A 14,911-nucleotide genomic window follows, 5' to 3' on the forward strand; every position below is an offset into this window, starting at 1 on the left:
CCAATTTCTATGAAATTGTCTTTAGCAATTCCACTTTTATTTGCTGCCAATTTGCAGCTGCATGCATTTTCTTTTGGTCAGACCGTCAATCTGAAGCGAAGCAATGTAAAGGTGAGTTCCGTATTGAAAGAACTTCAAAAGCAAAGTGGCTATAATATTTTTTACAACCAATCACTGATCGCCAAAGATGATCGTATCAGCGTTAGTTATAACAATATTTCTTTTGAAGAAGCACTGAGAGATTTGTTGGGCCAGCTTCAGTTATCTTATGTAAAAGAAGATAAGAACATTGTATTGAATAAAAGATTGGATCCTGTATCAGGTCAAGCTTTTATCGGTCAATCGCTACAACGCTACACGATTAAAGGACGTATCAAAGACTATCAGGGGCGACCTCTAGGTAGTGTCACTATTAGCGAAAAGGGGACAAAAGAGAAAGTGTTCAGCCAAGGAGACGGTAGCTTCGAAATCCAGGTCAAAAGCCGCAATGCCGTACTTGTGTTCACTATGGTGGGATACCAGCCGATGGAAACGCCTTTGGTACAGCAATCGACTGTAGAAATTAGTATGAAACCAGCTGTAAATGCGATGGAAGAAGTCGTTGTCGTCGGCTATGGGGTGCAGAAAAAAGCCAATCTGACTGGCGCTGTATCCCAGGTCAATGCCGAAGATATTGCACTACGGCCCAGCGCTAATATTGCTGGAACCTTGCAAGGGCTTATGCCAGGTTTGAATATTCAGCTGAATAATGGAGATCCATCCAAAACGCCTGATATCAATGTGCGTGGATTCAATTCCATCAACGAAGGTGGTCCCTTGGTACTGATCGATGGGATTGAAGGCAACATTACTCGGGTCAATCCCAATGATATTGAAAGTGTATCTGTTTTGAAAGATGCCGCTTCAGCAGCTATATATGGAGCACGGGGAGCCTTCGGGGTGATCTTGGTGACGACAAAAAAAGGAAAGGCTGGAACAGTTAAGGTCGATTATGTCAATAATTTTGCCTGGACCACCCCGGCATCGCGTACCGATTATATTTCCGATCCTTATATCTATGGAAAGACCGTAGATGCCGCGCTGTATGGATATAATGGAAGTTCCTATACGCGCTACAATGCAATGGATTGGGAAGCTATCAAAATGGTCGCTGCAGGAGAAATTGCTCCTTTCCATGAGAAACAGGCTGATGGAACTTATAAATTTTTCTACAAGACCAATTGGTGGGATTACCTCTTTAAAAAACAACAACCTTCCAATTTTCATAATATTGCCATTTCTGGTGGCAGCGAAAAACTGAAAGCTTATCTTTCGGGAAGAGTATTTAAACGTGAGACCATCAATAATATCAATGATGACACAAATATGGATCGGCAGAATATGAAATCCAATTTGGTATTCACGCCCAATAGCTGGCTGGAAATCTCCAATAATACACAGTTTATCAATGAAAAGGATAAAGAATACGGCGGGTATAGCAATGGTCTTGGTGGGTTGTGGAGTACAACCACCTGGTATAACCTAATGCCTTTTTATCCAAATTTCGTTGATGGTATTCCAACGGATATTGGTGTGGGTACAGGTGGGCAGGGAGCTAATGCCGGATTGGAGTCGGGAAAGAGTTGGGAGGTGCGAAATAGTGAAGAGTTTACCAATACCTTCCGTGTTCTCCTAAAACCATTAAAAGGACTGCAGGTAAATTTTGATTATAGCAATCGCATCGAAAACTTCTCGCGAAGCACACGTTTGAACCCTTTTAATTACTATTCTGGAAACAAGCTTAACTATACAACTGCCGGACTCAACCGCTTAACAGAATACCGTTGGAAAGATAAGTATAATGCGATGAACCTTTTTGCGACCTATGAAAAGAATATCGTACAAAAGCATCAGTTCAAATTGCTAGTCGGATACAATCAAGAATCCTTTGATCGCGATCGTATTGCCGGAGCCATGGACGATCTGCTTATCGAGGATCTATCCAATTTAGCACTGGGTACTTCAATGTACAGCCTTAGTGGAACAGCGGAGAACTGGGCGATTCAAGGCGCTTTTGGCCGATTTAACTATTCTTATGATAATAAATATCTCTTAGAAGTCAACTCCCGCTACGACGGTTCGTCACGTTTTCCAAGTGGAAGTCGATGGGGGTTTTTTCCATCCGTTTCTTTAGGTTGGCAGCTTGATCGTGAGCAATTTTGGGAGTCGATCAAAAGCAGCATCCCAACTTTAAAATTAAGAGCTTCTTATGGAAAGCTTGGAAACCAGACCGTAGGAGTCAATACTTTTAAGGAGTTGATGACGGTGCAGCAGCTTGCCTGGTTAAACGGTGGTTCACGTCTTATTGGAGCGAGTACGCCAGCTCCTTTGCCCAATGTTGTTACCTGGGAGCGAACCAAGAGTATTGATTTTGGTGTTGACATGGGGCTAATCCAAAATAAGCTGAACATCAACTTTGACTGGTACCAAAAAGATGTTGAAGGTATGTACCTTCCAGGACAACCTCTTCCAGCTGTATTTGGTGCGAGTGAGCCCCGTGAGAACTACGCTGCACTGCGCAATACAGGTTTCGAGGTTGGGGTTAATTATCGGGACAAGTTTGACCTTGCCGGTTCACCTTTTCGTTTCAATATCGGGGTGAATACAACCAATTTTAAAGGTATAATTACCAAGTATAACAATCCACAGGGCTTGTTGAGTTCCTACTATGAAGGGCAGGTTTTAGGTCAGATCTGGGGATACCATATTGACGGACAGTTTCAGTCTGATGCCGAAGCATTGACCTATCAAAATAGTTTTAAAGATCCACAATTGTCTCTTTCTAAGGTTTACAACGATATCCTGAGTGTGTCGCAAAACAGCGAGTGGAATATGTTGCGTGGCGGCGATGTGAAATACATCGATCTCAACGGTGATGGTCGTATCGACAAAGGGGACAACACCTTAACAAGCCATGGCGATATTAGACCCATTGGCAATGCCATGCCGAAATTTCCATTCGGAATCAATCTAAATGCTTCCTGGAATAATTTTGATCTATCGGCGGCCTTTGCTGGGGTGGTCAAGCAAGACTGGTACCCAACAGGTGATTTATACTGGGGTTCCTACCAGCGTCCCTATCTTTCTTTTGTACGCAAAGATCTGGTGGACAATGCATGGACCCCAGACAATAAAGCCAACAAGTATCCCCAAATCTATCGTGGGTATTCATCTTTGCAGAGTGGAAGGTCGCTTTACGAGCTGAATGATTATTACTTGACCAATGTTGGTTTTCTACGGATGAAGAATTTTACGTTAGGTTATACTTTACCTCAGAAATGGACGCAGCGTTTTAAAGTTGAAAAATTACGGTTTTACTTTAGCGGTGAAAATCTGCTGACCTGGAATTTTGGTGACCTGACAAAATATATCGATCCAGAGCAAGCGGGGGCGATGATTAATTACAATTCGCCGGCGAGCGCCAACGATCCTGCCGATTCCTCCGAAAGAGGTTTGCTTAGAGATTACCCAATGGGTAAAACCTATTCTTTTGGTTTAATGCTTACGCTTTAATTCATGAAAATCGCAATTACAATGAAACTTACAACTAATACATATAGGTTACTTGGTCTTTTGATCCTGATTTCCTTGGTCGCTTGCCAAAAAGATTATCTGGACCGTCCTTCAGAAGATCAAGTCGAGGCGCCCTACTTTTTCAATACAGCAAAAGATTTGGAAGTCGCGACGAATGACTTCTACACCTTTTTGCCCAATGAGTCATGGTATACAAATGATGGCAATTCGGACAATATGATCCCCCTTACTGTGGCCGATCGGATCAAGGGGAACCGTACTGTCCCCGTAGGAAGTGGCTCGGGGGGCTGGTCCTGGACGCAGCTCCGCAAGATAAACTATTTCTTGGCTAATTATCACAAGGTGCCTGATGATGCGGCACGAAAGAAATACAGTGGTATAGCCCGATTTTTCAGAGCTCATTTTTATTATGATAAGGTGAAGACGTTTGGTGATGTGCCTTGGTATGGAAAAGTGCTGCATGCTAAAGATGAAGATCTTTATAAGGCAAGGGACTCACGACAGCTGGTAATGGATTCCATCATGGCGGATCTTGACTATGCAATCCAACATATACCAGCAGAAAAGCAACTCAATTTGATTACCCGATACACGGCTCTTCTGCTGAAAGCAAGAGTAGCACTCTTTGAAGGTACATTTAGAAAATACCACAACATCGTAGGGTATGAGAAATTCCTCAACGAAGCTGTCAGTGCATCGGCCGAGCTAATGAATTCTGGAGCTTATACCTTGTATACACAGGGCGGAGGAGAGCAGGCCTATCGGAGTTTGTTTGCAAGAAACAATCAGGATCAGGTTGAGACTATTCTGGCTATTGATTTTGAACTTGGGATGCGTGTCCACGGCTTAGGATACTCCTTTACCTCAGCTACTTCAGGCTCCTATGGAATAGCTAAAGATATGATTAATAGTTATCTGATGAAGGACGGAAGCCGCTTTACTGACAGGCCGGGTTACAAAACGATGGAGTACTACCAGGAAATGCAAAATAGGGATCCCAGACTAGCACAGACAACAGCGGGGCCCGACTTTCGTGCGAATGGTGAGAACACAAATGAACCTGTTAACTTGACGATCACAACCACAGGATATCGCCTCATCAAAGCCTTGCCTGATAGATTGCAATGGGGTGTTTCGGCGTCCTATTTTGACGTTATCCTATTCCGTTATGCTGAGGCGCTGTTAATTAATGCCGAAGCAAAAGCAGAACTCGGGACCATTGGTCAAAGCGATCTCGACCTGACCATCAATAAACTTCGAGCCCGTGCGGGGATGCCAATATTGTCCCTAGCAGAGGCAAATGCCAAGCCTGATCCTTATCTGCTCGCCATGTATCCTAATGTCGATGGGGGAGCATCCAAAGGCGTTATTTTGGAGATACGCCGGGAAAGACGGATCGAGCTGTTCAACGAGGGGCAACGCTGGGACGACCTGCTGCGTTGGAAAGCAGGTCTCAAACTAAATCAACCGATCGTTGGTGTCTATTTTCCCGGCGTTGGAGCCTACGATTTTACCGGCGATGGCAAAGCTGATGTATACGTCCATACAGGCAATACTTCTGGTGCCCCGGGTACGGTTACCTCTTTGATTAATATCAATCAGCGAACACTTTGGGATCCTATTTCCGATACCCAGAACGCCAATAAAGGTTCGTTGGACCCTTTCTATCAACGTGGTAAGTTTGACGAAAAACGAGATTACTATGCACCGATCCCTGTTGAAGATCTACAGTTGAACCCGAATTTGAAACAAAATCCTGAATGGGAAAAATTATATAAATAACATGAAACGACTAATTTTTATTTTAATTCTCTGTTATTTGATCCCTGCATACACATTTTGCCAAAAACAGGATAAGGGGGGCAGTTACCCCGTCGGATACTCACTCGACATCAAGAAAATTGAGCTGGACAAACTAAAAGCCGATAAACAGATAGGCATGGATTATATCGAGATAGCAGGGCTAGGGAGCTTTGTCAATACAGATCTTACCTTGAAAATATCTGTAAATGATTGGTTACAGAAATGCGATTCCTTAGCACTTATTCTAAAAAAAGCGAAAGTAAAAGTATGGTCTGTGCATATGCCTTTCTCCGCTAAAATAGATATTTCCACATTGGATGAACTGCAGCGGCAGCAAGTGATAAAAATGCATTTACAGCTACTTAAAGGCTTATATCGGCTCCAGCCTCAGGTTATTTTGTTTCACCCTTCCTATTACCTCGAGCCCAATAAACGCAATGCACGTAAGGACCAATTGGTACGTTCGGTAGCGGAATTGTACCGCGCAGTTTCCGAGAACGGCTTGCAGCTCGTGATTGAAAATATGTTAGGTCCCACCTTGACCGTGGGTGAGCGCGAGCGCCCCTTGCTTCGCACAGTGGAAGAATGTCAAGAATTATTTGCCCGTTTTCCAGCAGGGGTGGGAATAGCGGTAGATATGAATCATATTGCACACCCTGAACAATTGTTGTTGGCTTTCGGATCGCGGGTCAAGACCCTCCATGTCGCCGATGGCGATGGAACAAAAGAAAGCCATTTTCTCCCCTGTAATGGAAAGGGGCAGAACGACTGGAATAAAATACTCGCTACGCTGGAAAAAATACACTATAAAGGCGTATTCATGTTTGAATGTCATTACGATACCACGACGCAACTGATCGAATGCTACCGTCAGTTACAGGAGAATTATAGCATGCAAAAGAAAATGTAGTTTTTAAAACATAGATTTCAATGAAAAAATCATTATATATTTTTATGGCTTTATTCCTTGCCTTGGGCATACAGAGCTGTAAGAAGGATAAAGTCGAAAGCGAGCAGCGGCTCCTAGTCAACCAGGATTACGTGGAAGTTGGTAGTAGGGCTGATACCTACCAATTGGAGGTACTGGCCAACGCGGAGATCAAAGTGAGTTCGGAAATGGACTGGATTAAATTGGATACCACAGTTTATCCGAAAGGGAAAAATAGGATCAAATTCTCGGTGTCGAAAAACTCGGACGATGAGCGCTCGGCAACCCTATTGCTCAGGGTAAATGATAACCTGTCGCAAGAGATTCTAATTTTGCAGGAATCGGGAAAAGTCCCTGTCTTTTATGTGACGCCCAAGGGCACGGGCGATGGCAGTTCATGGAGTACCGCTACTGATCTCAGCCTAGCTCTCGAAAAAGCAACGACAGGCAGTACAATATTTTTGGCAGAAGGAACCTACGTTCCTACCAAGACGATACGCAATGGCGATGTGAATGAGGAATCTGATAAAACGATTGAGATTTCCAAGAATGTCAGTCTTGTCGGCGGCTATGCATCCAATGCTAAACCTGGTGACCTGCCTGACCCAACGCGCTATAAGACGATTTTTGACGGGAAGCTTTCCACAGGGAAATCAGTGTTTCACACCGTCACTGTCACTGCCACATTGGACCCTGAAAATGGGGTCTCTCTGGAGAATATCAGTATTAAGGGCGGCAATGCGACCGACCGGAGTAGCAGTACAACGATCGATAACGTGAAATTTAGCCGGGGGCAGGGTGGAGGGATGTTGATTGCTGCTGCCAAAGTTTCACTCAAAAATGTCGATGTGGTTGAAAATAAGGCTACGGCAGATAAGGGTACAGCAGGGTTTGCCGCGGGCATATATGCTTTCTCAGGAGCCCAGCTAATTTTAGAAAACTGTCGCATAAACAACAATATCAATAGTGGAAATAACGGGGGTGGGCTGTGGGTTGCCGACGGGTCACTGACGGCATTCGAAAGTCAGTTTAATAACAACAGTGCAAAAGGTACCGCCGGCGGAGTGCACGCCTATCCCAATGCAGAAATCCGGCTTTACAATTGCGAGGTTATCGGCAATTCAAATACTTCTTATGGCGCGGGGATCTATCTGCGTGAAGGATCGAAAGGGATTTTTGTCAATTGCCTATTGGCCGAAAATTCGAGCACATCAGCCAATGGCGGCGGCGGACTGATGCTCTATGATAACTGTAAGGCCGATGTGATCAGCACGACCATTACTGGTAATCATGTTGTTGGACCAGGGGGTGGTATTTACCGTCGCAGCAATGTCAATAATCTGACGCTCATCAACTCGATTGTTTCTGGTAATACCCAGGCGGGCAGTTCGACCGATGTCGATGCCTATTCAGATAATACGTCTATTATTCCGCTGATACTGCATTCCGTGGCGGCGAAATCGGTCTATGGTAGCGACGGAACCCTTATTCCACAGGCTTCCTTTGAGCCATCGACGATGCTAAACCAAGCTTATGTACCTGTTGGTAATGACAACCCGGCCATGAGTGACGGATTGGCTTTTTCCGCTTTGCTGGAACTTGCCAAAAAATATAATCCAGTCTTGGATGCCCGTATGCAATATGATATGAATAATAACCCGCGCTCTTCCGGCTGGATGGGGGCAAAAGTCAAATAGGATGAAACAATTAAGCTGTCTATTTATCATTACCTTTCTTTTATTGGGCAACAGCTGGGGCGCTGAGCACAAAAATATCCTGCTGCTATTGGGCTCCGCTAACCCTGAGGTCCTAGCGAGGCGGGTAGACGTCGCTGCTCAGTTGTACCAAATACGGCCGATGGATGCTATTGTTGTTTCCGGTGGTTGTGGTGCCCATGGCTCGAACATCTGTGAAGCCTCTTCGATGGCACTACAATTGACGAGTAAGGGAGTCCCGGCAAAGTTGATCTTCAAAGAAGAAAACTCCAAAACCACCGTGCAGAACTATATTTTCAGCAGGCGTCTGAAAAATAACGATGGAGAGCGAATTATTCAACCAGGAGATACCGTGTATGTGGTTTCCGATCACTGGCATGCGATCTCTGTTGCCGCTCGATTGGAGAAATACGATGGAGTGATCGCAAAGTTTTTTATCGAAGGAGCCATTCAGCCCAAAAAAGAAGATCGTCTTGATTATGCGGCTATATTTAACGGTTACACGGATAATCATCTTTTTACTTTAAAAGGAACCTGGTTGACACCTGAGGTCGTATGGACGAAAAAAGATAGCCTATGTTATCTCACTCAGGATATCATTTATACCACAGATATTGCTAACACAACATTTAGTATCACGCCTGTACAGAAGTTATTTCCGTTTTTGAAAAACAGTTCCGAGTTTAATCCTCCCGTATTTATTGACGACTCGTCTGTATGGTATATCTTATTCGAAGGACTCTGCCGCAAAGTCTCAAAAAAGGATTTCAAGGTACTGCAGGAACAACCTATAAAGGAATGGTTGGCACTGCCTGAATCATTAGATTGGAGCAATTTTAATACAGGATACATCCAGGGCGAAACACTTGTATTGATCGGAAACGAAAAGATGGTATTGGCGGAGAAAAAAGGGAAGCAGTTTCTATATGCCCAGGAAACTTTGCCACAACAGTATTATGTCAACTGGCCGTATAGCTGGGGCAAAGGCAATCTAAGTGCTGCAAGGTTACTTCCCGCGGATAATAAAGTGATTTTTTATCGTAATATGGAATCTATAACATGTACGATTGACCGTAAAATAATTGGAAATGCTGTTCCATTAAAGTTAAAATGGATCGGCGAAACAAAATAAAAACAGATGACACGAAATTATATATATAGTCTTATCCTGTTTTTTCTTGTCATTTCATGCAAGAAAAATGACGGTGGCACGCAGTTGCCCTATGACTACAGTATTGAACAACATGAAGAACTTACTGAACTCATTAGCACGACCAGCTGGAGTACGAAAAATGTTGCAGATGGTATCGTTTGGAAATATTATCAATTTCCGAGAATATTTGATTCCAAGCAATACGTCAATGTATTTGAGATTGATTTGAAAAAAGGCTTAAAGATAGAAATCCCGTATGTGAAGACTGGATTTCTGAAAACAAGTGATGCTGCCACGTCCAAGGGAGCTTCGGTTGCCTTCAACGGAAGCTATTTCAATACCAGTACAGGCGGGTCGACCGTATTCTTCAAATACGATGGTCAGATTATCAACCAGACCGTAAATGGATTTAATAGTTACCGTGAAAACGGCGCCTTTACTTTCACCGGATCAAACTATCAGATTGTACACAAGCCCGTCGGGGGCTGGGGGGCTGTGAGCTCCACGGTTGCATTGGCCGGAGGACCCTTATTGATGCAGGATGGCAAGGTATTGGAGCAGCTAAATGTTGATTTCAATACCAGCAGACATCCCCGTACGGCCGTAGGGCTTACCAAGGATAATAAGCTGATCGTGGCCGTTATCGATGGTAGGTCATCCCAGTCACAAGGGCTAACGATACCCCAGCTGGGAGAACTCATGGCTGCCTTGGGCTGTACTTCTGCCTTAAATTACGACGGTGGAGGGTCGTCAACGGCTTGGGTCAAGGGAGAGGGTATTGTAAACTATCCGTCTGACAATGGAAAGTTTGATCATGAGGGCGAACGATCCGTGGCTACTGTATTCACGGTGAAATAAAAAACAATATATTTATGATGTAAATGCCGTCTCGTGAAATATCGAGACGGCTTCAATTAAAGCAAAATGGAAAAAAAGAACATTATTCTTATCTTTCTCTTTCTTACTTGTGGCTCACTTTCTATTTACGCGCAACAAGTTGTGCCGGCCTCCAGATTTGAGATCCAAGGAAGACCTTTTGACAATACACCAAAATTTCATAGAATAGATACGGCAAAGTACATAGGGCTTCCGGCCGCGGTGAAGAAACTGTATACCCATGCTGCGGGACTATTTGTAACTTTCAAGAGCAATACCAGCAAATTATCCCTACGATGGAAGACTGTTGATGCGGGGCTGGGTAATAATTCTACTCCGATTATGTCCCGGGGTTTTGATGCATATATAAAGGAAGTTAATGGTTGGCGTTTTGCAGGAGTTGCTCGTCCTGATCTAAAAAATATGGAAAGCACGGCTACTGTGGTCGAAGATATGGCGAAAACCGAAAAGGAATTTCTTCTTTATTTCCCTTTGTATAAAGAATTATTGGATTTTGATGTAATTATTGATGAGAATGCATCCTTTATCGATACCAAGCAATCTTTTGATAAAACCATTGTGATTTATGGATCTAGCATTGTTCATGGAGCTTCGGCAAGCCGCCCAGGGCTAGCTTATCCGGCTCAGCTGGGGCGTAAGTTGAATGCAAATGTGATTAATATGGGAGTTAGTGGCAATGCCCGTATGGAGCCAGCTGTGGCCGATATGCTAAGTGATATTGGTTCTGCAGATTTGATCATTATGGACTGTGTGCCAAATAGCAGCCCCGAAGAGATCAAAGAAAGAACGTTTAATTTTGTGAAGCGGCTTCGTAAATCACATCCTCAGACACCTATATTGATGGTAGAGAGTATTACGCGTCAGCTTGGTAATTATAATTTAAAGTGGAGAGCACGATTGATCGAGCAGAACACGAATTTTAGGCTACAGTATGAGAGACTGCAGCAGGCAGGTTATAAAAATTTGTATTACATACCTACAGATCATTTAATAGGTGATGATTCAGAAGGTACCGTGGATGGCACTCATCCGACGGATGTCGGATTTGAAAGGATGCTAAAAATTATAGGAAATAAAGTAGAGGTAATTTTTTAAAATTGTCTGATAGTAAGGTGATAACTTTTCTTGCATCTATAAAACCTATATCGCCTACAAATTACGATTTGAGGAAGGTTAGCGCGCGCCATTCGTCACTGATCGAATAAAGTCTGGCAGTTGGGAGGGCCAGGAGGAATTGATATATTTTTGTTGTAATATGTTGATATAGAAAACTTTTGATATCGGAACGGTGTTATGTAAGTTATAATGCAGACAAATAATTACGACAATCATGAACAGCAAGCTATTATTTGATTTCATTATCAACAAAGAAAACAATACCATTAACATTACCCGTGAATTTGATGCAGGTATAGAACTGGTATGGAAGGCATGGACAACCGCGGATTTACTTGACCAATGGTGGGGGCCTGAGCCTTGGAGAGCAGAAACAAAAACATTGGATTTTCGGGAAGGTGGCTTCTGGCTCTATGCAATGGTCAGCCCTGAGGGGGATAAAGGTTGGTCCAGGACTAATTTTATTTCCATTGTAAAAGAGAAATTCTTTTCATCAAAAGGTGGTTTCAGCGATGAAAACGGTGTGCTGAACTTGGAGTTGCCACAAAACTTATGGGAGAATACATTTGTACCTGTAGACCATAAAGTACGGGTAGATATGCTCCTAACCTACGACAACCTTGCAGACCTTGAAAAGGAGATCGATATGGGCTTCCAAGAAGGTATGACCGTTGACTTTCAACAATTGGACAAATTGCTCTCGAAGTTGAGAAAGTAAAAATTTGCCTCATAATAAGTGGTAGATATACGGTGTATTTCGTAGCTTAACGGTAAAATTAGTGTACAAGTTCTGTTTATCCCTGATACTAGGAGTCTTGGTCGGGTTGGCGGAGCAAATTAGCAAATAATCGTATGAAAGCCACAGCGGAACATAACAACAGGATAGCAAACATGACTTTCGCATCTGTCTATCCCCATTATGTGAAAAAGGTAGAAACCAAAGGCAGAACAAAAGAAGAACTGCACCAGGTAATTGAATGGCTGACCGGCTTTGATGAGACTAAGCTGCAGGCACTTATTGAGGAGAAAGTAACCTTTCAAACCTTCTTCGAACGAGCTGATCTTAACCCCAATGCTCATCTCATCACCGGCACGATCTGTGGTTATCGGATAGAGGAGATTGAAAATCCACTTACGCAGAAAGCAAGGTATCTGGATAAACTGATAGATGAATTGGCCAAAGGCCGAAAAATGGAAAAGATTTTGAGAACCGCTTAAAGCTTAAAATGCTTCCCAAAATACCAAGTTATCCAATAGTATTCCTACTTAATCAGGAGCCAATCAGCATGTAAAGTTCCCTCTACGTCTTCAAAACCTAATCGTAAGCGAAATAAATGCCATAGCCTTGACTGGGATTATGTCTTTTTAATTTCACTTTTTTCTGAACAATATCCGCCCTCAATTGTTAAAACCTCAATTGTTAAAATTTAAATAAAATACTTTTTGTTTGAAATAACGTCAATATTTAACTATATTAATCCCCTTACCTTACATTTTTAATAAAAATTTGTGCTTATGAACAACTTAGAATTTAATGAGGTCCAGCACCGTTGGGAGAGATTTATCTCCGCAGTTATTGCCAGGTTAACCCGTAATATTACTGCAGTCAATGGTCAAATCAGCAGCGTAGATCGCTATTGATCTACGGTTTTTTTACATAATTTACATTCTAGTGATCCTGTCCAAATCAACTTTTAATAAAGGTATTGTTATCCCAAGTCTGGTGTTTATCATCGGGGTATGTCTTTTATCTGTGTTTCTCCCAACATTGACCGCACGTATATTAGATACGGTCAAAGAATTTATATTTGTTAACCTCAATTGGGTGTATGTGTGGGGTGTGACGCTGTTTGTCATCTTTCTGGTCTATCTGATGTTTAGCAAGTTTGGGAATATTAAGCTAGGAAGCAACGATAGTAAGCCAGAATACTCATTCTTCTCCTGGATTTCAATGCTATTTGCAGCGGGTATGGGCATTGGTTTGATGTATTTTAGTGTAGCCGAGCCTATGCAGCATTATTCGACCGATGTTTTTTCCGCAAATCACTATATTAATCGTGCTAAAAATGCACAGCTGTATACCTTCTTTCATTGGGGGATCCACGCCTGGGCTATTTACGGCGTGGTAGGATTGGCATTATCGTACTTTGCTTACCGCTACCGGCTGCCGCTTTCACTCCGCAGCTGCTTTTATCCGCTCTTAAAAAACAAGATCAATGGAAAAATGGGCAATGCTATTGATGTATTTGCGCTATGCAGCACCTTCTTTGGTATTACCACGACCTTAGGATTTGGCGTGGTGCAGGTGAATGCAGGCTTACAGACATTGGGAATTGTGCCCGAGAGCAGTTTTACTTACCAGATCATTATTGTGGGGATCTTGACCCTGCTCTCGATTATATCAGCAACTTCAGGGGTAGATAAGGGCGTGAAGCTATTGAGCAGCATCAATATCATTACGGTAGTAGTGCTGTTGTTGTTTGTGTTATTTCTCGGCCCTACAGTTTACCTTATCGGTAGTTTTACAGAGGGGGTTGGAAATTACATCAACAACTTTTTTAGTCTGACGTTTGACACGCATGTCTATGACGAGGCTACGCTACCCTGGTTTTACAACTGGACGATCCTCTATTGGGCCTGGTGGATATCCTGGTCACCCTATGTAGGGCTTTTTATTGCCAAAATTTCAAAGGGGCGTACCATTCGTGAATTTGTAGCAGCAGTGCTGGTCATCCCGACTTTATTTAATTTCATATGGATGTCTGTTTTTGGCAATAGCGCAATTTGGTTTGACGTCAACATTGCAAAGGGAGCTTTGAGTGCTTTGGCAGACAATCCGGATGCACTCATGTTCGAATTTATGGAATACATGCCGTTCTCTGAGCTGGTCAGTTACCTGGTCATCCTGATCATCGTCATATTTTTTGTAACCTCGGCAGATTCCGGAATATTTGTGATGAACAGTATCGCGACAAAGAACGCAGCCAAATCGCCCAAATGGCAGATGGTTTTCTGGGGAGCACTGCTGGCTATCCTCGCCCTGATGCTATTAAATACCGGGGGCTTGCAAGCTTTGCAGACGATGACCCTTATTACAGCATTGCCCTTCTCTGTTATTATGATACTTTTCTGCGTCAGCTTGGTGAAGGCTTTAATTATTGACCGTAGCTATTATGACCGGGATTTTTCCGTGAGCACTGTCCCCTGGTCTGGCGAATTTTGGAAAGACAGGTTGAAACAGATCGTTTCATTTAAAAGCAGTGCTTCTGTGGATCAATTTATCGATACAACAGTAAAGATGGCGTTTGAAGAGCTCCAGTCAGAATTTAAACAGAATGGGATTGAAGCCAAGATTCAGCGGCTGGACGATCCCAAAAGGATGGAAATTGAAATCCGCTATGATGTTGTCAACAACTTTATATATGGTGTCAAAAACCAGGTCAAACTGGTATCCGATTATGTCATGGATGAGGATAACCTACCCGATCTTGAAGACAATAAAACGTATTTTCCGAAATCTTATTTTGGTGATGCCCGTGAGGGGTATGATGTGCAGTACTTTACCAAGAATGAGCTCATCAGCGATGTGCTCAAACATTATGAACGCTTTTTAGAGATTATTTCGGAAGAGAAAAATGAAATGTTTATCAGCAGCAATGCCAATAAGAAAATGAGCTGAACTACATCAAGTGTTTTGGCTCATCCCTCGCGCTGTACCGACGCCTG

General features: G+C 43.0%; 11 protein-coding genes. All 11 read left to right on the forward strand.

The features are described 5' to 3' along the window. The first annotated feature begins 9 nt into the window (after positions 1-9). The 11 genes from HPC41_RS04825 (at position 10) to HPC41_RS04870 (ending at position 14,864) form a co-directional block, all read left to right on the forward strand. A complete protein-coding gene (locus HPC41_RS04825; RefSeq protein WP_172392852.1) occupies positions 10-3,552 on the forward strand; it encodes a TonB-dependent receptor in 3,543 nt (1,180 codons plus the stop codon). A 21-nt stretch (positions 3,553-3,573) separates the two neighbouring features. Next, entirely contained in the window at positions 3,574-5,355 is a 1,782-nt protein-coding gene (locus HPC41_RS04830; RefSeq protein WP_172392853.1) for a RagB/SusD family nutrient uptake outer membrane protein, read from the forward strand. Between the two features lies 1 nt (position 5,356). Further along, positions 5,357-6,286: a sugar phosphate isomerase/epimerase family protein gene (locus HPC41_RS04835; RefSeq protein ID WP_172392854.1), complete on the forward strand. Its 930-nt coding sequence runs from the start codon at positions 5,357-5,359 to the stop codon at positions 6,284-6,286. Positions 6,287-6,306: 20 nt separating this feature from the next. After that, positions 6,307-8,001, forward strand: a complete 1,695-nt coding sequence (locus tag HPC41_RS04840; protein ID WP_172392855.1) for a right-handed parallel beta-helix repeat-containing protein — start codon at positions 6,307-6,309, stop codon at positions 7,999-8,001. Position 8,002: 1 nt separating this feature from the next. Then, positions 8,003-9,151: a YdcF family protein gene (locus HPC41_RS04845; RefSeq protein ID WP_172392857.1), complete on the forward strand. Its 1,149-nt coding sequence runs from the start codon at positions 8,003-8,005 to the stop codon at positions 9,149-9,151. Positions 9,152-9,157: 6 nt separating this feature from the next. After that, entirely contained in the window at positions 9,158-10,030 is an 873-nt protein-coding gene (locus tag HPC41_RS04850; protein ID WP_172392858.1) for a phosphodiester glycosidase family protein, read from the forward strand. 66 nt (positions 10,031-10,096) lie between these two features. Next, entirely contained in the window at positions 10,097-11,164 is a 1,068-nt protein-coding gene (locus HPC41_RS04855; protein WP_172392860.1) for an SGNH/GDSL hydrolase family protein, read from the forward strand. Positions 11,165-11,399: 235 nt separating this feature from the next. After that, positions 11,400-11,903 carry an SRPBCC family protein gene (locus HPC41_RS04860; protein WP_172392861.1) on the forward strand — a complete coding sequence of 168 codons (504 nt, stop codon included), beginning with the start codon at positions 11,400-11,402 and terminating at the stop codon, positions 11,901-11,903. Positions 11,904-12,037: 134 nt separating this feature from the next. Further along, positions 12,038-12,403, forward strand: a complete 366-nt coding sequence (locus tag HPC41_RS04865; protein WP_172392863.1) for a DUF2200 domain-containing protein — start codon at positions 12,038-12,040, stop codon at positions 12,401-12,403. A gap of 297 nt (positions 12,404-12,700) precedes the next feature. Beyond that, on the forward strand, positions 12,701-12,826 hold the full coding sequence (locus HPC41_RS25510) for a hypothetical protein (RefSeq protein WP_281358780.1): 126 nt from the start codon (positions 12,701-12,703) through the stop codon (positions 12,824-12,826). 31 nt (positions 12,827-12,857) lie between these two features. Next, complete coding sequence (locus tag HPC41_RS04870; protein ID WP_343043787.1) at positions 12,858-14,864, forward strand: BCCT family transporter; 2,007 nt, start codon at positions 12,858-12,860, stop codon at positions 14,862-14,864. Positions 14,865-14,911: the final 47 nt, after the last annotated feature.

Source organism: Sphingobacterium prati, assembly GCF_013167215.1.
Lineage (GTDB): Bacteria > Bacteroidota > Bacteroidia > Sphingobacteriales > Sphingobacteriaceae > Sphingobacterium > Sphingobacterium prati.

Coding starts and splice junctions, on each gene's coding strand:
- HPC41_RS04825 (WP_172392852.1), top strand. CDS start 10: ATGAAATTGTCTTTAGCAATTCCACTTTTATTTGCTGCCAATTTGCAG.
- HPC41_RS04830 (WP_172392853.1), top strand. CDS start 3,574: ATGAAACTTACAACTAATACATATAGGTTACTTGGTCTTTTGATCCTG.
- HPC41_RS04835 (WP_172392854.1), top strand. CDS start 5,357: ATGAAACGACTAATTTTTATTTTAATTCTCTGTTATTTGATCCCTGCA.
- HPC41_RS04840 (WP_172392855.1), top strand. CDS start 6,307: ATGAAAAAATCATTATATATTTTTATGGCTTTATTCCTTGCCTTGGGC.
- HPC41_RS04845 (WP_172392857.1), top strand. CDS start 8,003: ATGAAACAATTAAGCTGTCTATTTATCATTACCTTTCTTTTATTGGGC.
- HPC41_RS04850 (WP_172392858.1), top strand. CDS start 9,158: ATGACACGAAATTATATATATAGTCTTATCCTGTTTTTTCTTGTCATT.
- HPC41_RS04855 (WP_172392860.1), top strand. CDS start 10,097: ATGGAAAAAAAGAACATTATTCTTATCTTTCTCTTTCTTACTTGTGGC.
- HPC41_RS04860 (WP_172392861.1), top strand. CDS start 11,400: ATGAACAGCAAGCTATTATTTGATTTCATTATCAACAAAGAAAACAAT.
- HPC41_RS04865 (WP_172392863.1), top strand. CDS start 12,038: ATGAAAGCCACAGCGGAACATAACAACAGGATAGCAAACATGACTTTC.
- HPC41_RS25510 (WP_281358780.1), top strand. CDS start 12,701: ATGAACAACTTAGAATTTAATGAGGTCCAGCACCGTTGGGAGAGATTT.